The sequence below is a fragment of the Pedobacter sp. genome (genome assembly GCF_045628745.1).
In the GTDB taxonomy this organism is placed as follows: Bacteria; Bacteroidota; Bacteroidia; order Sphingobacteriales; family Sphingobacteriaceae; genus Pedobacter.
Genome location: NZ_JAZQPU010000111.1, coordinates 1 through 21,705 on the forward strand (window position 1 = coordinate 1; position 21,705 = coordinate 21,705).

Annotated in this window: 27 protein-coding genes; 9 read left to right on the forward strand and 18 right to left on the reverse strand. The window is 38.6% G+C overall.

Annotated features, from left to right (window positions below; genetic code table 11):
- On the forward strand, positions 1 to 1,031 hold a 1,031-nt coding region (locus tag ACR2F7_RS04675), incomplete at its 5' end, for an outer membrane beta-barrel family protein (RefSeq protein ID WP_432712431.1).
- On the opposite strand, the gene ACR2F7_RS04680 is transcribed toward ACR2F7_RS04675, so the two are convergent.
- From ACR2F7_RS04680 to ACR2F7_RS04695, 4 genes are all read right to left on the reverse strand, one after another.
- Entirely contained in the window at positions 1,028 to 1,549 is a 522-nt protein-coding gene (locus ACR2F7_RS04680) for a GNAT family N-acetyltransferase (RefSeq protein ID WP_432712432.1), read from the reverse strand. The genes ACR2F7_RS04675 and ACR2F7_RS04680 overlap by 4 nt on opposite strands.
- Before the next feature lie 66 nt (positions 1,550 to 1,615).
- Positions 1,616 to 1,942 (reverse strand): DMT family transporter, encoded by a 327-nt coding sequence (locus tag ACR2F7_RS04685; protein ID WP_432712433.1) that lies wholly within the window; start codon positions 1,940 to 1,942, stop codon positions 1,616 to 1,618.
- A gap of 70 nt (positions 1,943 to 2,012) precedes the next feature.
- Positions 2,013 to 2,576, reverse strand: a complete 564-nt coding sequence (locus ACR2F7_RS04690; protein WP_432712434.1) for a Crp/Fnr family transcriptional regulator — start codon at positions 2,574 to 2,576, stop codon at positions 2,013 to 2,015.
- Between the two features lie 37 nt (positions 2,577 to 2,613).
- Positions 2,614 to 4,011, reverse strand: coding sequence for a S41 family peptidase (locus ACR2F7_RS04695; RefSeq protein WP_432712435.1), 1,398 nt, complete (start codon positions 4,009 to 4,011; stop codon positions 2,614 to 2,616).
- A gap of 192 nt (positions 4,012 to 4,203) precedes the next feature.
- Here ACR2F7_RS04695 and accD point away from each other — a divergent pair, with 192 nt between their 5' ends.
- A complete protein-coding gene (gene accD / locus ACR2F7_RS04700) occupies positions 4,204 to 5,049 on the forward strand; it encodes an acetyl-CoA carboxylase, carboxyltransferase subunit beta (RefSeq protein WP_432712436.1) in 846 nt (281 codons plus the stop codon).
- Positions 5,050 to 5,065: 16 nt separating this feature from the next.
- Here the strand turns inward: accD and ACR2F7_RS04705 are convergent, their stop codons facing one another.
- The 4 genes from ACR2F7_RS04705 to glmM all read right to left on the reverse strand — a co-directional run bounded on the left by ACR2F7_RS04705 (position 5,066) and on the right by glmM (position 8,552).
- Positions 5,066 to 5,665, reverse strand: coding sequence for a GNAT family N-acetyltransferase (locus ACR2F7_RS04705; protein WP_432712437.1), 600 nt, complete (start codon positions 5,663 to 5,665; stop codon positions 5,066 to 5,068).
- Positions 5,666 to 5,695: 30 nt separating this feature from the next.
- Entirely contained in the window at positions 5,696 to 5,926 is a 231-nt protein-coding gene (locus tag ACR2F7_RS04710) for a hypothetical protein (protein WP_432712438.1), read from the reverse strand.
- Between the two features lie 84 nt (positions 5,927 to 6,010).
- Entirely contained in the window at positions 6,011 to 7,159 is a 1,149-nt protein-coding gene (locus ACR2F7_RS04715) for a cysteine desulfurase family protein (protein ID WP_432712439.1), read from the reverse strand.
- Between the two features lie 4 nt (positions 7,160 to 7,163).
- Positions 7,164 to 8,552: a phosphoglucosamine mutase gene (glmM, locus tag ACR2F7_RS04720; RefSeq protein ID WP_432712440.1), complete on the reverse strand. Its 1,389-nt coding sequence runs from the start codon at positions 8,550 to 8,552 to the stop codon at positions 7,164 to 7,166.
- Between the two features lie 121 nt (positions 8,553 to 8,673).
- On the opposite strand from glmM, the gene ACR2F7_RS04725 reads away from it, so the two are divergent.
- From ACR2F7_RS04725 to ACR2F7_RS04735, 3 genes are read left to right on the forward strand one after another with little or no spacing between them, the layout of a single operon-like run.
- Positions 8,674 to 9,408, forward strand: coding sequence for a class I SAM-dependent methyltransferase (locus ACR2F7_RS04725; protein WP_432712441.1), 735 nt, complete (start codon positions 8,674 to 8,676; stop codon positions 9,406 to 9,408).
- Positions 9,402 to 9,965 carry a phosphatase PAP2 family protein gene (locus ACR2F7_RS04730; protein ID WP_432712442.1) on the forward strand — a complete coding sequence of 188 codons (564 nt, stop codon included), beginning with the start codon at positions 9,402 to 9,404 and terminating at the stop codon, positions 9,963 to 9,965. The genes ACR2F7_RS04725 and ACR2F7_RS04730 overlap by 7 nt, the downstream gene beginning before the upstream one ends.
- A complete protein-coding gene (locus ACR2F7_RS04735) occupies positions 9,965 to 10,690 on the forward strand; it encodes a ZIP family metal transporter (protein ID WP_432712443.1) in 726 nt (241 codons plus the stop codon). The genes ACR2F7_RS04730 and ACR2F7_RS04735 overlap by 1 nt, the downstream gene beginning before the upstream one ends.
- On the opposite strand, the gene ACR2F7_RS04740 is transcribed toward ACR2F7_RS04735, so the two are convergent.
- The 8 genes from ACR2F7_RS04740 to ACR2F7_RS04775 all read right to left on the reverse strand — a co-directional run bounded on the left by ACR2F7_RS04740 (position 10,634) and on the right by ACR2F7_RS04775 (position 16,274).
- Complete coding sequence (locus ACR2F7_RS04740) at positions 10,634 to 10,825, reverse strand: DUF5522 domain-containing protein (protein ID WP_432712444.1); 192 nt, start codon at positions 10,823 to 10,825, stop codon at positions 10,634 to 10,636. The two genes, ACR2F7_RS04735 and ACR2F7_RS04740, sit on opposite strands and share 57 nt — an antisense overlap.
- Positions 10,825 to 11,763 carry an MBL fold metallo-hydrolase gene (locus ACR2F7_RS04745; RefSeq protein ID WP_432712445.1) on the reverse strand — a complete coding sequence of 313 codons (939 nt, stop codon included), beginning with the start codon at positions 11,761 to 11,763 and terminating at the stop codon, positions 10,825 to 10,827. The genes ACR2F7_RS04740 and ACR2F7_RS04745 overlap by 1 nt, the downstream gene beginning before the upstream one ends.
- Positions 11,764 to 12,360 (reverse strand): dephospho-CoA kinase, encoded by a 597-nt coding sequence (gene coaE / locus ACR2F7_RS04750; protein ID WP_432712446.1) that lies wholly within the window; start codon positions 12,358 to 12,360, stop codon positions 11,764 to 11,766. It abuts the gene before it with no gap.
- Positions 12,360 to 13,307, reverse strand: coding sequence for a CdaR family protein (locus ACR2F7_RS04755; RefSeq protein WP_432712447.1), 948 nt, complete (start codon positions 13,305 to 13,307; stop codon positions 12,360 to 12,362). Before ACR2F7_RS04755 ends, coaE begins: the two co-directional genes overlap by 1 nt.
- A 73-nt stretch (positions 13,308 to 13,380) precedes the next feature.
- Positions 13,381 to 13,695 carry a preprotein translocase subunit YajC gene (yajC, locus tag ACR2F7_RS04760; protein ID WP_432712448.1) on the reverse strand — a complete coding sequence of 105 codons (315 nt, stop codon included), beginning with the start codon at positions 13,693 to 13,695 and terminating at the stop codon, positions 13,381 to 13,383.
- Positions 13,696 to 13,721: 26 nt separating this feature from the next.
- Positions 13,722 to 14,180 (reverse strand): DUF1573 domain-containing protein, encoded by a 459-nt coding sequence (locus ACR2F7_RS04765; protein WP_432712449.1) that lies wholly within the window; start codon positions 14,178 to 14,180, stop codon positions 13,722 to 13,724.
- A gap of 7 nt (positions 14,181 to 14,187) precedes the next feature.
- The gene (nusB, locus tag ACR2F7_RS04770) at positions 14,188 to 15,084 is read right to left on the reverse strand and encodes a transcription antitermination factor NusB (RefSeq protein WP_432712450.1); all 897 of its coding nucleotides are present in this window, start codon (positions 15,082 to 15,084) and stop codon (positions 14,188 to 14,190) included.
- A gap of 101 nt (positions 15,085 to 15,185) precedes the next feature.
- The gene (locus tag ACR2F7_RS04775) at positions 15,186 to 16,274 is read right to left on the reverse strand and encodes a Glu/Leu/Phe/Val family dehydrogenase (protein ID WP_432712451.1); all 1,089 of its coding nucleotides are present in this window, start codon (positions 16,272 to 16,274) and stop codon (positions 15,186 to 15,188) included.
- 113 nt (positions 16,275 to 16,387) lie between these two features.
- Here ACR2F7_RS04775 and ACR2F7_RS04780 point away from each other — a divergent pair, with 113 nt between their 5' ends.
- Both ACR2F7_RS04780 and ACR2F7_RS04785 read left to right on the forward strand, forming a co-directional pair.
- Complete coding sequence (locus tag ACR2F7_RS04780; RefSeq protein WP_432712457.1) at positions 16,388 to 18,178, forward strand: ABC transporter ATP-binding protein; 1,791 nt, start codon at positions 16,388 to 16,390, stop codon at positions 18,176 to 18,178.
- 69 nt (positions 18,179 to 18,247) lie between these two features.
- A complete protein-coding gene (locus ACR2F7_RS04785; protein WP_432712452.1) occupies positions 18,248 to 18,574 on the forward strand; it encodes a DUF3276 family protein in 327 nt (108 codons plus the stop codon).
- A 367-nt stretch (positions 18,575 to 18,941) separates the two neighbouring features.
- Here the strand turns inward: ACR2F7_RS04785 and ACR2F7_RS04790 are convergent, their stop codons facing one another.
- Both ACR2F7_RS04790 and ACR2F7_RS04795 read right to left on the reverse strand, forming a co-directional pair.
- Positions 18,942 to 19,550, reverse strand: a complete 609-nt coding sequence (locus ACR2F7_RS04790) for a hypothetical protein (protein WP_432712453.1) — start codon at positions 19,548 to 19,550, stop codon at positions 18,942 to 18,944.
- Between the two features lie 94 nt (positions 19,551 to 19,644).
- A complete protein-coding gene (locus ACR2F7_RS04795) occupies positions 19,645 to 20,130 on the reverse strand; it encodes a CinA family protein (protein WP_432712454.1) in 486 nt (161 codons plus the stop codon).
- Positions 20,131 to 20,212: 82 nt separating this feature from the next.
- Between ACR2F7_RS04795 and ACR2F7_RS04800 the strand changes: the two genes are divergently transcribed.
- Together ACR2F7_RS04800 and ACR2F7_RS04805 are read left to right on the forward strand one after the other, a co-directional pair.
- Positions 20,213 to 20,857: a YceH family protein gene (locus tag ACR2F7_RS04800; RefSeq protein ID WP_432712455.1), complete on the forward strand. Its 645-nt coding sequence runs from the start codon at positions 20,213 to 20,215 to the stop codon at positions 20,855 to 20,857.
- A 99-nt stretch (positions 20,858 to 20,956) separates the two neighbouring features.
- Positions 20,957 to 21,705 (forward strand): heavy metal translocating P-type ATPase metal-binding domain-containing protein (locus ACR2F7_RS04805; RefSeq protein WP_432712456.1); only part of this gene is annotated, 749 nt, incomplete at its 3' end.

Sequence of the window (21,705 nt, forward strand, 5' to 3'; positions counted from 1 at the left end):
ATTTGATTAATAATACATGGACAAACGATGCCAGTCAGCGCAACCAATTCTCTTTCAAAGAGCAGGTTAACGCAGCCTATTTTAACCTCCATAAAAACTTTCTTTCCACAGCTTTCCAAATAGGATTGCGTACAGAACTTACCCACGCCACAGGTAAATCTATAACACTTCAAGATCAGGTTAAACGCAACTACATCGACTTTTTCCCAAGCTTATCTGTTACGCAAAGCCTGGCTAAAAATCATGACTTTGGTTTTTCTTATAGCCGACGGATAGACAGGCCAGATTACCAATCGCTCAATCCCTTTATTTATTATACCGATTTATACACAATGTCGCAGGGGAACCCTTCACTGAAGCCACAATACGCCAATTCATTCGACCTGACCTATGGTTATAAAAAGAAATTGAATCTTTCTTTGGGATATATCCATACGAAGGATGTGATTACCACAACATTGTTAACCGATACTATCAGGAAAACACTTACGTTATATGAGCAAAATCTTGCTTCCCGAAAAACCCTTAGTTTAAATATCAACAGATCCGTTGATGTAACAGATTGGTGGACTAGCACTAATGACGTGACCACCTATTACAGCCGATTTGACGCTCCTAATTTGATGGGCTTACCTTTTACAAACGCAAAAACAACCTTCATCCTTAACAGCAATCAAACGTTAAAATTTAGTTCTACTTTAAACGCTGAGCTGTCGGCAAATTATACTTCAAGCCAGGTATATGGCACTTATGTTGCCAAACCCATTTATGGTATAGATTTGGGTATACAGAAATCCTTTGCAAGTGAAAAAGCCACCCTCAAATTGGGTATAAATGACCTTTTTAATCAAAGAGAGATTAAAATTAAAAGCGCTGTTCCCTATCAGGATTATCAGCTTAACCAAAAACAAGAAAGCAGAACTTTAAAGTTAACGCTCACCTACAATTTTGGGAGTAGTATGATTAAAGCCATGAGAAGCCACTTAAATAGTTCTTCGAGCGAACAAGACAGGGTAAAATCAGGTAATTAAATGGTTTTTTTCATCATGATATCGGTCTGTTCATCATCACCAAACTTAAAGATGTGTTGATCAAATGGCACAAAACCATTTTTCTTGTAAAAACCTATGGCATTAGTGTTTTCTTCCCATACCCCTAACCATAAATAACTGGCCTTACTATCCTTTGAAACTTGTAGAGCCTTTTCATAAAGCAATTGACCAATTTTCATGCCCTGGTATTCCTGTAACACATAAATCCGTTCAATTTCTAGAGCTTCTTCATCCCTGAGCTCTGTTTGTGACAATCCCTTGTTAAGCTTCAAATAAGCAATTACCTGTTGTCCTTGTAAGGCGAAATAAAATTCAGACTCTCCGTTGTGAAGCTCGCCAGTCAATTTTTCTACGGAAAAATCCTCCTCCAGGTATTTATTCAGGTTTTCAACGGTGTTCAAAGCTGAGTAGGCTTCAACGAACGTCTGTCTGCTAATTTGCTGCAGCTGTACAACATCATTCACTGTTGCTTTTCTGATATCAATGGTATTTTTCAATTCAATTATATTAAGATAAGACAACGTTTAGCTTAAGGTAAAACTATATTTAGTGTGATGATGGTTTTAATGTGATACGGCTTTCAGTCCGATGATCGATCCTATTAAAGTAGCCAGGAAAAGTAACCGTAAAAAGGTAGCAGGTTCTTTAAAGAAAAAAATACCCATCACTACCGTCCCCACGGCGCCAACACCAGTCCACACCGCATAAGCAGTTCCAATCGGTAATACCTGAGTGGCTTTAATCAACAGCCCCATACTTAGACAAAGAGCAATGAAAAACCCAGCATACCAGGCATACATTTCATTTCCTGTGGTCTCTTTTGCTTTTCCTAAACAAAAGGCAAAGGCAACCTCAAATAAGCCCGCAATAATTAAAATAATCCAGTTCATATATTTTTTATAGTCCGCAAATATCCTGAACTGAATTGGCTTATCATTTTACATATGTTAAAAAAAAGCTTTATTGCTGGCCAGCCCTGATTCTGCTTAAACTAACTTGCGACATCCCCAAGTAAGAAGCGATATGTCCTAATTGTACCCTTTGTAGTAGTTCAGGATGGTTATTTACTAGATCTGCATACCGTTCCTGGGCTGTTTTAAATTGCATGGCAATCAAGCGCTCTTCTGTTTTTACCAATTCCTGCTCTGCTAACTTCCTGCCCCAATTAGCGAGGTGCACATCCTTTTCGTAAAGCGCCCTGAGCTCCGAAATATTGATTTTATACAAGTCGCAATCTTCCAGCAGTTCAATGCTCTCATAACTTTTCTCTTCAGAAATATAGCTATTCATAGATAATACAGGTGCTCCTTCTATCCCAAACCAAAACGTAACTTGTCCATTTAAAGTAGCTGCATAAGCCCTCACCACTCCCCTTTTAATGAAATAAATATACTTTTCAATGCAGTTTGCTTTTAACAAAACATGGCCTTTGGGATAAGTTATTTGCTCAATCCTTGCTTTTAAAGCGTTTTGCGAATGTTCAGGCAGTACATATAAACTGGCAATTATTTCGTCGATGTTCATTGTGATGAGGGATGTAAAATCTGGTAAAGGGTAGGGTTTATTTTTCAACGTATAGCTTTGCCTCTTCAATCCAGTTTTGTTCAGGCTTTAAAACTTGATCAGGCATAATGCCAACGTTATCTATTGCCAACCCCTGGTCTATTCGTCTGCTTCTGGAAGTGGCCCAGTACAGCATATAAGGCATACAGCTAAAATCTGCGCCTCTCATATTCGCATAATCTAAAACTCCGGCAGTATGCTCTCCCATTAAAGTTACTTTCCTACTCTGTTTAGCCAGCAATAGAAATTCTTCTGTAGTACTTCCACAATTTTTATTAATCAAAATAATTACCTTTTTTGGAAAAGAGGCAATGGTATCCAAAACCATATCTCGGTCTTCCGAAAAGGAAACCAGTTTGCCTTTATTTTGTTCCATCTTTCCAATAACCTGACTAATAAAAGCTTTCTGATCCACAGGTATACCATCCGTAGTAGCAATAGCCGCCCAGCCCTTCATGTTATCAGCTGTGGATAATACATCAGCACCAATATTTCTAACGGTATTGGTATAAAGATAGGGAGTTATAGGCCTATAAGAAAAGTCAGCACCACCCCCATTATTTCTTAAATCAAGGATTAAGTAGGGCATTTTACTTAAATAAGTTTGATTTGCTTTAAATAAAGAATCTATTTTTACGGCATTACTTTGGTTAAAAGTATTTATTTTTAGATAAAGGGTTTGCTGTGAAAGCACTTTTGCAGCAACAGTTGCTTCACTATTTAATTCTCTTGATAATTGCTTAGTACCCTCACGTTTAAAAGTACCTAAAGCATTAGGCTTAATTTTTAACGTCACATTTGCTGGGATATAATATTTGTCGTATAAGATGCCCTTAAGCGTATCCCTGTCATTCTTAAGTTCTAATATCACTTGTCCGGGCAACCATTTTCCGTGTTTTGAGGAGATGACTACACCTGCATAGTCTCTGAAATAAGTCTTGTTTTTGATGACCGCAATTTTCGTTGTCGAATCCTCATCCCAATAAATGCCAGCAATCCCTTTTGTATTTTTAAGGGCTGTCAGTTCTTCATTTGTTAAACTTAAGCGTTCTATCCCCTTGATACGCTCTTTGAATTCCTCTTCTTCTCTTTCTTTGGAAATCCTGTTTCTGCCCACCTGGATATGCCCATCCTTGAAAAAAGCTAACCAATCATTAATTAAAGAAACACATTGTGCCGGCGTTTTAATAAGCTTCGATTGTTCAAGCGCTAACTGTGTGCGACGCCCATAGGCAGCTGCTGTTTGATGATTTACCTTATCCTTAAACCCTGCATAATTGATCTCAATTTTATGCTTTATGAATTTAAATTCCTGGCTACAGTTGCAAGACTGCCCAAAAGAATGACTAGAAATAAGGATTACCAGTAAGAGTGTGCTAGCTAGAATTGATTTCATGTGGGTTTAATATAATTGGTTTGATAGTTTACAAGTTTAACAGAATAATTTTAAATCTATAGGCAGTGTTTCATTACCCCGATTTTCCGCTTGCCTTCCCCCTTTTTTCTTCAAAATTGATCAACGTTAAACTAGCACACACTGTTAAGTTTTTTTTTTGTTTCTTTGTAGTCTCATTTTTCAACAAATAACATGGCTTGGTTCAAGAGAGAAAATAAAGGTATCAGTACACGTACAGAAGAAAAAAAGGAAGCGCCGGATGGCTTGTGGAACAAATGTCCTAATTGTAAAAAGGCATTACACAGCGCAGACCTTAATGAAAATAAATATGTTTGCCACTATTGTGATTATCACTTAAGGGTAGGCTCTAAAGAATATTTCCAGGTTTTATTTGATAAAAACGAGTTTACAGAACTTTTTGCAGGCTTAAAATCTACAGATCCCCTGAATTTTTCGGATAGCAAACCTTATTCGGAAAGATTGGTGGACAGCATGAATAAAACTGGCTTAAAAGACGCTATACGTGCTGCACATGGCAAGATTGAAGGCGAAAATATTGTAATTGCCTGTATGGACTTCAATTTTATTGGTGGTTCTATGGGTTCTGTAGTAGGCGAAAAAATTGCCCGTTCTATAGATTACAGCATCGAGCATAAAATACCTTTCCTGATGATTTCTAAGTCTGGCGGTGCCAGAATGATGGAAGCGGCCTTCTCCTTAATGCAGATGGCTAAAACATCAGCTAAACTGGCTTTATTAAGCCGTGCTAAAATTCCATACATCTCTTTGCTTACTGACCCTACAACGGGTGGCGTAACGGCATCTTATGCCATGCTAGGAGATTTAAACATTGCAGAACCTGCTGCCTTGATTGGTTTCGCCGGTCCGAGGGTTATTAAAGAAACCATCAAAAAAGATTTACCTAAAGGCTTCCAGACTTCAGAATTTGTATTGGAGCATGGATTTTTAGACTTTATTGTAGACCGCAGAGCGATGAAAGCTAAGCTGGCTACCTTCTTAAAGATGATGAAAAACTAAGTTATACAAACCTATATTAAAAAGCTTGCCTGCCGGTAAGCTTTTTTTTGGCATATACTTTTTCCTTCATTGCTTCTATAACTTCGGCAAAACCCTGTTTTTCATTTTCCGGGAGTTTTCCCATTAAAAACATGGGGTAATAGACCTCCTGATCAACATAAGAAGGCTGCTCATAGGGGAAATCCAAGACAGTAAGCCCTAGCTTTTCGTAAAAACTAATCCTTCTTTGTGCGTCTACAGTAACTGGTGGTTCAACCTCTAACAATACTTTTCCATTGGCCATCCCAAGGTAATGACGCATAACGGCAGCACCATAACCTGCGCTGCGCTCCGCGGCTGCAATAGCGAAATGCTCTATGAACAACCAGCCCTGGATATTCCACCAAATGAGGAAACCTATAGGCCTTTGCTCAGCAGTGATCAAATCTAGCTGCATGTCTGGATTTTTTAATAAAGCCATTAAGGAAGGCCAGTCCCGCCTTTCCTGCCATGGAAAAGCACCCTCATAAAGCTCCTTGATAAAGGTGAAAACAGGCAGGGATCCATCTGTCAGCCTAACATATTGAATAGCCATGGTTAAAAGAATTTGGTGATGATACAAAAAAAGCTCAGCCATAGGCTAAGCTTTTATGTGATTTGAAGGTTCTTAAATATTACTTCCAGGCGTTGTGCCAGGTTCGTGACCAGAGCCTAATGGATTATTCGCTCTGTTTGGTTTTTGAACAAAATCTGTTCTTCCAATAGCTGATGCAGAAGAAGATTCTCCCGGATCTTTATCATCCTCTCCCCTGTCTTCAGTTTCTTTATAAATCGTCTTTCTTTTCTCGTCTTGTTCGTCCTGGTTATTTTGAGGATTATTTTCTGGTGTAGTCATCATCTTTAGATTTAGTGAACAATAATTAGCTTAATTACTGTTATAACAGCTCAACACCAGGAATGTTTAATAAGGCATTAAATAGCCTTAAACATTTACATTCTGGTCCACAATGTGTTTCACTTTTTCCACCACATAATCAATTTCTTCACGGGTATTTAATTTACTAAAAGAAAATCTGATTGATGGTCTGCCAGGATCTGCAGCAATGCCATTCAGCACATGGGAGCCAATATTAGAACCTGATGAACATGCACTACCACCTGAAGCAGAAATACCATTGATATCAAGGTTAAACAACAACATATCGCCCATATCCATTTCAGGAAAAGACACATTTAAAACTGTATAAAGACTATTCTCAGGCTCGTTTTCACCATTAAAAGCTATTCCCGGAACTTCTGCAACCAGCTTATCTTTAAGGTAGTTTTTCAATCCCTGAATATATGCCTGGTGTTCAGCCATGTGGGCATAAGCCATTTCCAGTGCTTTAGCCAGGCCTACAATACCATAAACATTTTCTGTTCCACCGCGCATATTTCTTTCCTGAGCACCACCATAAATCATCGGACTGATTTTAATGTTATGGTTAACAAATAAAAAACCTACTCCTTTAGGACCATGTAATTTATGTGCAGCACAAACAATAAAATGTGCTTTCAACTTTCTCACATCATGCACATAATGACCCATCGTTTGTACAGTATCACAATGGTAAATGGCATTGTAAGTTTCACAAAGATCGCCTACGCGAACAATGTCTGTCAAAGTACCCAATTCATTATTTGCATGCATCAGCGATACAAAAGAACGCTCATTTTCTTGCAACAATTGCTCCAGGTGTGCGTAATCGATATTTCCTTTCGCATCAATATTGACATGACTGATTTTGTCCAAAACACCCTTTTTCAACATGTCATTTAGGGTATGCTCCACTGCATGGTGTTCTATTTTAGAAGTAATAGCGTGCTTCAAGCCAAAAGCCTCAATACCACATCTAATGGCCGTATTATCAGCTTCAGTACCACCTGAAGTGAAAAATATTTCTGCAGGAACAGCATTTAATAAGCCGGCTACCGTTTTACGCGCCTTCTCGATCAATGTTCTTACCTCACGCCCCTGGGCATGAATAGATGAAGGATTTCCATAATAGTTATCCATTACATTAACCATTTCAGCTAGAACTTCCTTGTCAAGGGGGGTGGTAGCAGCATTATCTAAATATATTCTGTTCATGATCTTAATTCAATTTTAAAATTTCTTTAATGTCCGATATAATTTTTGATGCCAGACCTTCGGCAACGGTTTCATTTTGAGCTTCACTATAAATCCTGATGATAGGTTCAGTATTTGATCTTCTCAAATGTACCCACTCATTATCGAACTCTATTTTCAAGCCGTCAATAGTGCTACTTGGGCGTGCTTTATATTGGTCCTGCACCTTCAACAACAAGGCATCGATATCCATTTCTGGTGTCAGGGTAATTTTGTTTTTCGAGATATGGTAATTAGGATAGCTGCTGCGCAACAAAGAGATCGATTTACCAAATTTAGCCAGGTGCGTAAGAAATAAGGCAATGCCAACTAAAGCATCACGGCCGTAATGTAATTCCGGGTAAATAATACCACCATTACCTTCACCACCAATAACGGCATTGGTTTCTTTCATTTTGTTAACTACATTCACCTCACCTACTGCTGCTGCGTGATATTCGCCACCAGCCTTCAGGGTTACATCCCTTAAGGCACGGGTTGAAGACAGGTTAGAAACCGTGTTTCCAGGTGTATTTTGCAAAACATAGTCTGCAACAGCAACTAATGTATATTCTTCACCGAACATAGACCCATCTTCACAAACAAAGCAAAGCCTGTCCACATCAGGATCTACAACAATTCCTAAATCGGCATTCTTTTGCTGCACAACTTTAGCAATTTCTGTTAAGTTTTCTGGCAATGGCTCAGGGTTATGCGGAAAATTGCCATCAGGTGTACAGTACAATTCATGGATTACCTTTACACCCAATGCTTTTAACAAAGCAGGAACAAATATACCACCTGTAGAGTTTACGCAGTCAATGGCAATTTTGAAATTGGCAGCCTTAATCAATTCCACATCAACCAATGGCAAGGCCAAAATAGCATCGATATGTTTCTGCAGATAAGTATCGTTTTTAATCACCTTACCTAAATGATTAACTTCAGCAAAATTAAAATCTGCACGTTCCGCAAGGTCCAGTACTTCTTTACCTTCAGCATCACTGATAAATTCTCCTTTATCATTCAACAACTTCAGCGCGTTCCATTGTTTAGGATTATGACTTGCCGTTAAAATAATACCACCACCGGCATTTTCTAAAGGCACTGCTATTTCTACAGTAGGTGTGGTAGAAAGACCAAGATCTATTACCTCAATACCCAGACCTTGAAGGGTACCGATCACCAGGTTATTCACCATTTCACCAGAAATGCGGGCATCGCGGCCTAAAACAATTTTACTGATGTTGGTTTGTTTAATTACCCAGGTGCCATAGGCTGCTGTAAATTTAACAATATCAATTGGAGTTAACCCTGATCCGGCAATACCGCCGATGGTTCCCCTGATTCCAGAGATAGATTTTATTAGTGTCAAAATTCTATTATTTAGGTAGCCTCAAAAATAGCAAAAATTTAAGCGCCCTCATAATTAATCCTCTGTGATGCTGTTCAAAATACTATCTTTGCCATTCATTAAAACATTAAATACTTGCTCTATGCAGCGTAAATGGTTTCAATATTGGTTTAATTCACCCTATTATCATATTCTTTACAGTCAACGTAACGATGAAGAAGCTGAGCTACTGATAGATAATCTATCATCGTATTTAAAGCCATCCAGCGATTCCAGAATTTTAGATATCGCCTGCGGCAGAGGCCGCCATGCTATTTACCTTCAGAAAAAAGGTTATGATGTTACGGGAATAGACCTTTCAGAGCAAAGTATCAAATTTGCCCACCAGTTTGAACAAAAACAACTTCACTTTTTTGTTCATGACATGCGCAAGCTTTTTTACATCAATTATTTCAACCTTTCGCTGAACTTATTTACCAGTTTCGGTTATTTTGAAACTGAAAAAGACCATGTTAACGCGCTAAAATCTTTCCGTAAGGGATTAAAACCTGATGGCACTTTGGTGATCGATTATTTCAATACTTTAAAGATCCTGAGGAACCTTACTGCCCAGGAAGTGAAAACCATGGAAGGGATAGAATTTAAGATTAAGAAATTCGTATCCGACGGCAAGATCATTAAACATATCAATTTTGAGCATAAAGGCAAGCCCTTTGCCTTCGAAGAAAGGGTGAAAGCTTTTACGCTGGCAGATTTTGAAAGAATGCTCCTGAAAAGCGGACTGGAGCTTTGCGCTAAATTCGGCGATTATTCGCTGAATCCTTTTGATGAAAACAAATCCGACAGGTTGATCCTGATTTGCAAGAAAATATGTTAGAATCGTTGCTGCATTTTGATATGGAGCTCTTTTTGGAGATCCACAGAGGCTTATCGAATGCTTTTTTCGATTGGTTAATGCCCTTGTTGCGTAACCGCTATTTTTGGGCTCCGCTGTATCTCTTTATCATCATTTTCTGCATCAGGGCCTATAAAAAAGAAGGTCTATTGATCATTGGCGTGTTGCTCCTTACCTTTGCCATCGGCGATTTGGTAGCCTCCAGGATTATCAAGCCTCATGTTGCCAGGATACGCCCATGCAGTGAGCCACAGCTTGCATCGCGGATTATACACCGGGTAGGTTGTGGTGCAGGAAAAAGCTTTCCCTCCGCACATGCTACAAATCATTTCGCCATTGCCGTATTTTTGATCTGCATATTTTACGACCGCTGGAAAGCTATTTTGCCCATTGGCATATTCTGGGCTTTTATCATTTCCTTTGCCCAGATTTATGTGGGTGTACATTACCCTATAGACACCATGGCGGGTGCAATTTTAGGTATCGCCATTGGACTTTCTACCGCTAAACTTTACCATAAACTACAACAATACATATAATGGAGATCTGGAAACTATTAGTTCTTTTCTTTTGTGCCTTTTTTGGCGGCTGTACTATCTTTTTGGTAAAAAACGATAAGTCACAACTTTTAAAACTCATCCTTTCTTTCAGTGGCGCCTATCTTTTTGCCATCACCGTACTGCATTTAATTCCAGATGCTTATAGTGGTCCTGATGCACATGAAATAGGCATCTTTATATTGATAGGTTTCCTTCTACAAATCTTTTTAGAGCAATTTTCTGAAGGTGTAGAACATGGCCATATTCATAAACACAGCCATGATAAAGCGTTTCCTTATGGCATCATGATCAGTCTATGCTTACATGCCTTTTTAGAAGGTATGCCCCTGGCTAAAGATCAACATAACGAGCTGATTTTTGGTATCTCCTTACACCATATTCCAGCAGCATTTGCGCTGGCGAGCATCCTGATGCAAAGCCATTACACCAAAAGAAACATTGTGTTTTTCATTACCATTTTCGCTATCATGGCCCCTTTGGGCTTTTATGTGAGCACCGGCATCAGCAATGGCAGCATTGGTGGTGTAGAGGCCTATTTCAATAAAATGATGGGTGTGGTGATCGGTATTTTCTTACACATCTCCACCACGATTCTCTTCGAATCCAGTGTAGACCATAAAGTAAATATGCGTAAAATGATAGCCGTATTAATCGGTATTGGTATTGCCCTGATTGGTTTTTTTAGCAGCGGCCACGGGCACTAATTTCTTCTCTTTACCGTATTTCCAGGGGCAGTGCCTGCATTTATTTTTGCAGCAATAGCCCCTTTTTAAATGGTGGGCTTCGGTAAATACCATCAGCCCTCCTTCAATAAAATAATAATCTTTTTCCTCTTCCATTAGTTCAGTATCTTCACTTCCAGCCTTTCACCATAATAGTTTTTTAAAGCTACACCACTTCCATGTGTGGTCCACACTTGTGTAGGTTGAACATTAGTGATGGTCAGGAGAATATCATTCCAATCTGCATGATCAGAAACATAGAGTTGTATTTTATTGCTGCGTTGTAAATCTTTCCATCCGGTGGCGAAAACCTTCATCACATTCATGGTTTTGATGTTACTGTTATAAACCATAGGCGGCACCAGGTAAACTATTTGCTGGTTTGACTTCAAAACGCGCTTATCGAAAAGTTCGTATTTACCAAAGCTGATGCCCGCCTGCTCATAGATCCTCAAAAAGGGAAGAATACTATGGTGGATGAGGATTCTTTTTTCAGGGCAGTGCTGCTGCAGCAGGTGTATCAATCGCTGACTTTTACCCAACACATAAGCGCCTAACATAATATTGGAGGTGGTGGCATTTAATTTCAGCAACTCCGCTTCTGGCGAAGGATGTTGTGTATCCGGATTGGCAAATGTTGTTTCTGTGAGCAGCACATCGGCCTTTACAAATTCAAAGGGCTCACAGGTGGTATCTGCCTGCAGCTTAAAATCTCCTGTATAAAGGTACTTGATACCTTTATAGGTCATCATTACCTGTGCCGAGCCCAGCATATGTCCGGCGGGGATAAAAGTAATGGTGACTTCATTAATTATAAATGACTCGTGGAAATCTTTCAGGAAAAAGCTTTCTCCGGCATTGTCCCTATAGCGATGTTTCATAAACAAAGCTGTGGATTTTGTACAATAAACCTGGGCATGACCACCAATAGCATGGTCGGCATGGGCATGAGAAATAACAGCCTTTTGAACTGGCACTTTGGGGTCTAAATAGAAATCTCCATACACACAGTACAAACCCACCGGGCGTTGCACTATAAAATCAGCTAATATCATTTAATTTTTTCTATTTATAAATTGCAGGTGCAAGTCTAACACCTGCATAATGATGGATGTACTTTCGTTATTTTCCAGCGTAAAATCCGCGAGTTCCAACTTCTTTTCATCCGTAAATTGTTTATCAATACGTGCCTGTACCTGCTCTTCAGTAACCTGGTCGCGCAACATTACGCGTTCTTTTCTCACCGCTAAAGGTGCTGTAACCAGGATGCTATAGTCGCACATCTGGTAAGAACCACTCTCAAAAAGCAGGGCTGCTTCTTTTAATATATAAGGACTGCTGGCAGGTACTTGAGCCACCCATTGGTCAAAGGCCCTGAAAACAGCAGGATGTACCAATGCATTTAACTTTTCTAAAGCAAGCGTATCATTAAAGACGATGCCCGCAATATGTTTGTTGTTTAAAAGACCTTCGCTGGAGTAACTTTCTTCACCAAAGGTATCTTTGATGCCGCTGATCAGGATCTGATCCTGAACCATAATTTGTTTGGCCACTGTATCGGCGTAAAAAACTGGAATGCCCAGTACCTCAAAAACCCGGCACACGGTGGTTTTACCACTCCCAATTCCACCTGTAATTCCTATTTTTAACATTATTTCTCGATGATGAAATCCACCTTTGAAGGGGAGAGTTTAATTAACCTGCAATAGTCGGGAAAACGGGTAAGCTTAACCTGCAGTTGCGGGTGTTTATATAATTTCCACTCTTCCATATCCACTACGGCATCAATAAAGTTTTCATTGACGATATGGTAACTCGACAGGGAGACCATAAAAGTAATAGTTACCTTTTTTGGGTAGAGGGAAACATTATAATATTCCTTATTATTGATAATTTTAAGAGGCACCTCCATGGTTTTTTCAGTAAACTCATCAACAGGGATGCTGACCTCCACATTGGCAGGAAAAATACTGATGTTTTTAAAATCACCATGGTCCATGGCCACCCTTGTTTTAACAGAATTTTGAATACCTTTAACTCTCAGCGTATCTGTTTTCCAGGAATCGATCAAATCAAGCTCCTTCTGGGGACCAGAAACGGTAACATAATTAGGGGTGATCAGGATATCAGAGGAGATGCCATATTGTTTGTTAAACTCAAGTTCCGACACCAGTTCTACTGGCACTCTCTTGACTGTCCTTGTGGAGAAATCAAAATACAGTGTATCAGGTTTAACAGAGATTACCTTTTGCGCGGTCAGCAACTGGTTATTTACATTGTATAACTGTTCTGAGAAAACAATAAAATTCCTGTTGTTTAACTTCTCCAGGCTAATGGAAATAGACTGTGGTTTAATGCGCAAGCGGGCAAATAACAATTGCCAGCCTGTTCCTTCTACCTGCAGGTCTACCGTATCAGACTGTAATGGATGGAAAGCCTTTTTTTGAGGGAAGTTTTTATAAATCAATACAGTTTTGGCCGTATAGATATATTTATTGTTTAACGCTAGAAATAACCAGCCACTAATTGCCAGTAAAACACAGACAATCAAAGTCAGGATACGCTTGCGTTCTACATTTGTAAGTTTAATGAGTGGCATAGGTGTAATGTAAACAAATTTAATAAAAAAAGCCGCCCAGAAACTGGAGCGGCTTAATTTTTAACTGGCAAAACTAAGCTTTAGGTAAAGTAGCTTTAGTTGCATCTAAAGAGATGGCCGTTTTATCAAATCTTATTTTAGTACCACTTTCAACTTCAATTAAGAAAGTTGTTTCGTTTAGATCTACAATCTTACCGTGGATACCTGCTGTAGTTACAATTTTATCACCTTTTTGTAACTCACTTACCAGTTTTTTATGGTCTTTAGCTTTTTTAACCTGTGGTCTGATCATAAAGAAATAAAACACAACCATGATTAAAACCATAGGCACTAAAGTGCCTAACATACCATTGCCTCCTGCTTGTAAAATTACTACTGATGTCGTCATATCTTTATATTTTTTTGTTTGTTAAATTATTTTGGTTCTTCTACTTCACCAATTAAATGAACTTCATTGATAGCTGGATTGCCATTTGAAGTCACTGTAATCACTTTATCCTGAACCCCTACTTTACCTGCGCTATTGAAAACAACTTTAATTACACCTTCAGCACCTGGCATAACCGGATCTTTTGGTGTTTCTGGAATCGTACAGCCACAAGTAGCTACAGCGTTAGAAATAATCAATGGTGTTTTACCTGTATTGGTAAATTTAAAATCATACTGAACTTTTTCACCCTGTTTAATTTTACCGAAGTCATAACTCTCTTTTGCGAAAGTTAAAACAGGTGCATCAGGAGCAGCTGTTGAGGTAGTCATCACTACCGAATTTGCGCTATCTGCCTGATTTACAGCAGCAGGTTCTTTAGCAGTATTCTCTTGACATGATGTAAATAAAACACCTGCCATGACAATCATCATAATTTGTTTCATATCTTTTTTATTCTTCAATTAGTCCTCTTCCAAGCTTTTTAATGCTGTCCGTTCTTTTTAGATCACCTAAAATTTTATCTAATATACCGTTAATGAATGAATTACTCTTCGGTGTACTGTAATCTTTTGATAAATCAAGGTATTCATTGATGGTCACTTTTACCGGAATAGAAGGGAAATTCAACATTTCGCAAATCGCCATTTTCATCAGGATGGTATCCATCAAAGCAATACGTTCAGATTCCCAGTTTTTAGTGCGTTCAGCAATTAATTCCTGGTATTTATTGTTGTTCTTTAAAGTATGTACAAAAAGGTCTTGTACAAATTTGCTGTCTTCTTTCCAGTCTGGACTGATGGGCGTCAATTGATTAGCAAAAGGATCTTCTGAAGTAAAATTCTTTAAAGTTTTTGCCACCATACCCTGCATTACTTCTTTATCTACAGACCAGTTGATAAATTTATCTTCAAAATCCTGGATAACGTTTTGATTTTTAAGGATAATTTTACGGAAAATAAATTTAATAATCTCTTTAGATTCTTCCAAACCTTCATTGTCCGTTGCTGCTAAATAAGCAATGTACTCTGGGGTAGCCTTTAATTTATTATAAATAGTTTTAATAAATTCCGGATCAGAATGCCAGTTGACCTGGTATTTATTAACTTTCGACTGGAAATCTGGATTTTTCTGCAACAAGTTGATAAACTTGTTTGTCAGCAATTTTTGATTAGGATTGAGGTCATCTGCAGTAGGAAAGTGCTTATTGGATCTTTCGATGGCATCAATAGCAGTGTATTCCGTAATTTCAGATAGAAGAGCGAGCATACGGATGTACATTTCGTACACATCGTCAATACTTTTCATCAATTCTCTCTTCGATGATTCCAGATCTTTTTTATCTGTCATTTGCCAAGCAAAAATGTTTTGCAAAGCTTTAATTCTTAAGTGCCTTCTATTTAACATGAATGTAAGAACGAGTGGTAAATTTACCTAATTATTTATTTATTTTAAAACGACGATTTGATTTTTTTTATGTCCGCAATTCTTAATTCTGCAATGCGGTTTGCAGCCTGTATGGTAGGGATATTTTCTTTTTTAGACATCTGGATAACGTTACGTGTAGCATCATAAATATGCTCTGTTAACTGCATCGTTCTTTTTTTGCCAAAACCGGTTAACTCAGAATAGCAATTTATTAAACCTCCAGCATTGATCAGGTAATCTGGGGCAAATAATATATTTTTCTCCAATAACAGCTGACCATGTTTTTGCTCATCTGCCAATGGGTTATTTGCTGAACCGGCAATAATGGCAAACTTCATTTTTGGTATTGTACGGTCATTTACCGTAGCCCCTAAAGCACAAGGTGCGTAGATATCTGCATCAATGGTAAATATTTTATCAGCATCTACAGGTTTAGCTTTATATTTAGAGGCTACATATTGCAAACGCTCGCCATCAATGTCACTGATAAAAACTTCTACATTTTCATTTCTCAGCAATTCTACCAAATGTTCACCTACACTACCTATTCCCTGTACCACTACAGATCTTCCGGCAAGCATATCTGTACCAAAAACCTCTTTTACACAAGCTTTGATACCAAGGTATACCCCTTTAGCTGTATACGGAGAAGGATCCCCTGCTCCACCTATAGCCTCTGGCACACCAGTAACATGGTTGGTTTCCATCCTGATAAACTCCATATCCCTGGTGGTGGTACCAACATCCTCAGCGGTAATAAATTCACCGTTCAGGTTTTTAATAAACCTTCCGTAGCTGCGCATCATGGCTTCAGATTTTCCTTTTCGGGAATCTCCAATAATGACGGCCTTACCACCCCCTAAATTTAAGCCTGTGATGGCTGCTTTATAGGTCATGGTTTTTGATAAACGGAGTACATCTTCCAGTGCTTCAGCCTCAGAACCGTAATTCCACATTCTTGTACCCCCCATTGCAGGACCTAAAGTTGTATCGTGTACCGCAATAATAGCTTTTAAGCCAGTATCAGGGTCATTACAAAAAACAACTTTTTTATGCCCTAACGCAGTAAGTTGATCCAGAATAGAAGTTACAATTGGGCTTTTATCAGACATACAATTATATTTATCAGCTATGCCGCAAAACTAGCATAAAAAAAACGTTATTTTACCTTCTTTCAGTAAAGTGTATAAAATAATAGGGTCTATTTGTATAACTTTACATGAACATGAAGCACCTTCGTTTTTTAAATAAATATTTCCTCAAATATAAATGGTGGATTATACCGGGAATTTTGTTCGTCATCATCTCTAATATCTTTGCCGTCATTCCCGCACAAGTCATCGGCCATGCTTTTAACCTGATCATTGAAAATATACAGGTTTACACCCTATTCAACGGCTTTAACCAGCAAACTATTATCTATGATATTTTTAGCTACAGCCTCTTTTATTTTGGTGCCCTGGTTATTATTTTATACCTTTTACGTGGTCTTTTTCTCTTCTTTATGCGGCAAACCATTATCCTGATGTCCAGGCATATTGAGTTCGACATGAAAAATGAAATATATGCCCATTACCAGGATCTAAGTTTGGGTTTCTACCGTAAAAACAATACGGGCGATTTGATGAACCGTGCCACAGAAGATGTAAACAGGGTGAGAATGTATGTGGGGCCGGCAATTATGTATGCCATCAACACCATTGTGTTGTTCTTACTCATCATCTCCTACATGTATTCGGTGAACGCTACATTAGCTACTTACAGCCTTTTACCCCTTCCCCTGCTGTTTGTAACCATCTATTTTGTAAATACACTGATCAATAAAAAGAGTGAAACCATACAGGAGCGCCTGTCAAGCCTTTCCAGTTTTGTGCAGGAAAGATTCTCCGGCATCAGGGTCATCAAATCTTATGTGAGGGAAGCGCATACCAAAGAAATCTTTGCCCAGGAAAGTGAAGGCTATAAACAAAACTCCATGAGCCTGGTGAGGGTGCAAGCTGTATTTTATCCTACCATTTTACTTCTGGTTGGACTAAGCACCATTTTCACCGTTTTTATTGGCGGCAAACAAGTGATGAGTGGCGCTATTACCGCCGGTAACATTACCGAATTTATAGTATATGTAAATCAGCTTACCTTTCCCGTAAGCATGCTCGGTTGGGTAACTACTTTGATCCAGCGTGCAGCAGCCTCACAAAAAAGAATCAATGAGTTTCTACAGCTGCAGCCAGATATTATATCTGGCGATGTAGTGATTCCTGAATTTGAAGGACGCATACAATTTAAAGATGTCAGTTTTACCTATCCTGATACAGGCATCCAGGCCCTGAAAAACATCAGTTTCGAAATTAAAAAAGGTCAGTTTGTGGCGCTAATCGGCCGTACAGGCTCTGGAAAATCTACTTTAGCCAATTTGTTTATGCGCATGTATGATGCTGATAGCGGCGAAATACTGGTAGACGGGAAACCACTAAAAAGCCTAAACCTTGGCGCCTACCGTAACCAGGTGGGTTTTGTGCCCCAGGAAGTGTTTCTTTTTTCTGACAGCATCAAAAATAATATTGCCTTTGGCTTAGACGAGGTTGTGGAGGCCGATGTGATAGAAGCTGCGAAAAGTGCCGCTGTATACCACAACATCATGGACTTTGAACAAAAGTTTGAAACCATGCTGGGTGAACGAGGCATTACCCTTTCCGGTGGACAAAAACAACGGGTATCTATTGCCAGAGCCCTGATTAAAGAACCTAAAGTTTTGATATTCGACGATTGTCTTTCTGCCGTGGATACTAAAACGGAAGAAGAGATACTGCGCAACCTGGGCAGAATTATGAAAGGCAAAACAAGTATACTTATTGCGCACCGCATTTCTTCTATTAAAAATGCCGACGTTATTATGGTTCTTGACCAGGGACAAATTTTAGAACAAGGCAGCCATCAGCAATTAATGGACCTCAACGGCGCATATAAAGAAATGTACCAAAATCAATTACTGGAAGAAGAAAAAAATTCTGTGTAATTTCTATTTTGAAGTTTAATAATTATTGCATTATATTTACCCGAACCAAAACCAAGATTAATACCAACCATGGGAGAATTTGAAAACAAAGAGAGAGAAGAGGTGTTTTCTAAAAAAGTAAGGGCCGGTAAGAGAACTTATTTTTTTGATGTAAAAGCAACACGCTCAGGAGATTTTTACTTAACCTTAACGGAGAGTAAAAAGAGATTAGAAGATGGTGTATTTGTAAAACATAAAATCTTCCTTTATAAAGAAGACTTTGAGAAGTTTGCAGAAGGATTAAATGAAACGGTGGATTACATTAAAAATCACCAGGAAGTAGTTGAAAAACGCTACGAGTTTTCTGAAAATCATGAAGGTAATGGTACCAAACCTAACGATGACTTTTCGTTTTAAATTCAAATAAATCTTTTCAAAAGCCACATCATTCAAAAATGATATGGCTTTTTTAATGGAATTAACTTCCGAAAACACCAACAAAAACGTTTTCTTGTCAATGACTTATAGCGATCATGAACCTATTAGTTTCCATAGCGTTCAGAGGGCATTGGTAGGGCCTTCGTAGGGCCTACCTATATCGATTGATAACTGAAGGCCCTGCCAATGCCCTTCAAATAATGTCTTTACGATTAGCTAATTATTACTTGCAGGCAAGCTATCCAATAACAAAAAAAGATCCTGTACCATTCATCATGATACAGGATCTTTAAGATTAAACGCTCCGGTTGTTTTGAACACCGCGAAGCTTTATTAAAATAATTCCTTAGGTGAGGTTGCTGAAAGCAACCGCATCGTCGTTTAAATCAACGATCAGTTCAAATAAAAGCCTGATGTTTTTATCATCGGTTTTCATATTGTTATCGAGCACATCGAGAAAGTCAAAGTAAAAAGTATCGAAAATCGCCTCTGGTAGATCTATTTTGTCCAGCCGCAGCTGATAAGCAGTATGAAAAATAAGGTGCATCACCGAAAAATACAACTCATGGGTTTCCATCAGTAGGGATTCATAGCTGGTACCCACACTTTCATTTACATAAAAATGGAAGTTGTTTGATGCATGTTGATGGCATTCCTGATCGAACATATTTTCCACTTCATCAATATTATTGATCATGGAAAACATTTGAATAGCTTCTGCAACCTTATTTAAGGAGTTGAGCAGCAGCACCACTGCAGGATCATTTAACGTTTCTAATATTTCATAATCGTTCTCGTAAATGGAGTCAGCTTTAACCAGTCCTTTTAAATCTGATAATTCCTTTTCAAAAGCCAAGGTATAACCATATTTGCAAAATTCACTGACAGTGAAACTCAGAACGTAAGACACCATGCCGAGTAATATTTTCTCGTTACCCCTTTGTTTCTCTTTCATACCTGAACTTAAAGCTATGCACTTTGTCGCAAATAAAAAAACTTAAGACAAGATATACATAGCTTGTGCATCGCTACTGCTGCAATTGATGGAATTAGTAGTTAGCATTGATACTTTCGATGAGCAAGGTGGCCACCCGGTCTATTGCTTGCATGACAATTTCTTCGGGGCTACCCTTAAAAACTGTCCGGTCTACAATTTCCCTATCTTTACAGAGCCCATGGATAAAAATGGTACCTACAGGTTTTTCTGGCGTTTCACTACCTCCTGGAGATACAAGACCTGTAATACTCAGGTAAATATCTGCTGGCACAATCACGCTTAAACCTAAAGTCATCGCTTTGGTCACTTCAGCAGATTCCGGCGTAAATTCATCTATCAGTTCTTTACTCACATCAAGTCTGTCTTGCTTTAAACCGGCATCATAGGTAACCAATGAGCCAATAAAAAATTGACCAGCCTTCTCTGTCATAGAGAATTCATAACCTAACCTCCCTCCTGTAGCACTTTCTGCAAATACGACTCTCAAATTTTTATCTATTAGTAATTTGCTGCATTTCGTGACGATTTCTGATGGCATAAGCTTTTAGAATATTATTAAACTTTCTAAAACAACACCATAAAATATTAAAAAGTTTTCAGGATCATCTTATATTAGCTCAATGGAAGATAACAAAACATTGGAGCCCCTAAATGCAGAAGAACAAAGAATTCTTGGGGTATTAATTGAAAAGAGTAAAACTACACCAGACTATTATCCAATGAGCATTAATGCCATTATGCTGGCTTGTAACCAGAAAACTTCCAGAAACCCTGTTGTTAATTACGATGAAGAAACAATAACACTGACATTAAACGCCTTAAAAATAAAAGGTTTAGTTGGCACCGCAACGGGTGCAGGCACCCGCAGCACCAAATACAAACATAACCTGGCTATTAAATACCCTTTGCTCCCTAAAGACCTTACCCTGCTGGCACTTTTATTTCTGCGCGGTCCATTAACGCCTGGCGAATTAAATACCTATTCGGCAAGAATGTCTGACTTTGAAAGTATAGAAGAAGTAGTAGAAATTTTGCAGCAGCTTGCCCATCATGAGCCGCCTTATGTTAAACAGCTACAGAAAAAAACAGGACAAAAAGAAGTTCGTTTCATGCAACTTTTTGGTGGCGACATGGTGCCTGAGCCCATAGAGGAAGAAAAATTGCTTGTTGTGCAAAGTAATACTTTGTTAGCACAAAGGGTAGAAAAGTTAGAACAAGAACTGGAAGAATTGAAAGAAATGGTTAATCTGTTGATGAATGGCTAAAGAGGGATAGAAAAAGTGACAGGGATCACATTTTGTTAAAAGCTTAGTCATTTTACAGGCAAGCATTGTACTGCACTTTTGTAGCATAATGTTTGCCCTATGTTAAAGACCAAAGTTTTAGCTGTAGCTACACAATGTTACCATTGTGGTGATGACCTGCCTTCTAGTCCATTACAACAAGATGATAAGAACTTTTGCTGCGTAGGCTGCAAAGGGGTTTATCAAATTTTGTCCAGCCACAATTTAGGTAATTATTACGCTTATAATGATGTACCCGGGAAAACCCAAAAACAACAAAACCTCCACTTCGACTACCTCGATGAACCTGCAGTAGCGGCCGGCCTTGTTGATTATTGTGATGAGAAAATAACGGTAATCACTTTATATATTCCAGCCATCCATTGCAGCTCCTGTATTTGGTTACTGGAAAACCTGTATAAAATCAACCCCGCAATTGTACAGTCGAGGATAGATTTCCTAAAAAAACAAGTTGCCATCACCTTTAAAAATCAGGATCTTTCTTTACGGGGTTTAGTGGAAACCTTAGCCCAAATTGGCTATGAACCTTTAATTAGCCTGCAGGATGTTGTTAAAAAGCAACAATCTTCTGTAGCCGATAGAGCCCTGATCACCAGAATTGCTGTAGCGGGTTTTTGCTTTGGTAACACCATGTTGCTAAGCTTTCCTGAATATTTCGGCCTTTCGAAATTAGAGATAGAGTTTCAAAACTTCTTTGGCTGGCTCAATATTGCCTTCTCTATCCCTGTGGTGTTTTACTGTGCAAAGGATTATTTTGTATCTGCATGGCTGAACCTCAAAAACGGTGTCCTCAACCTTGATTTCCCCCT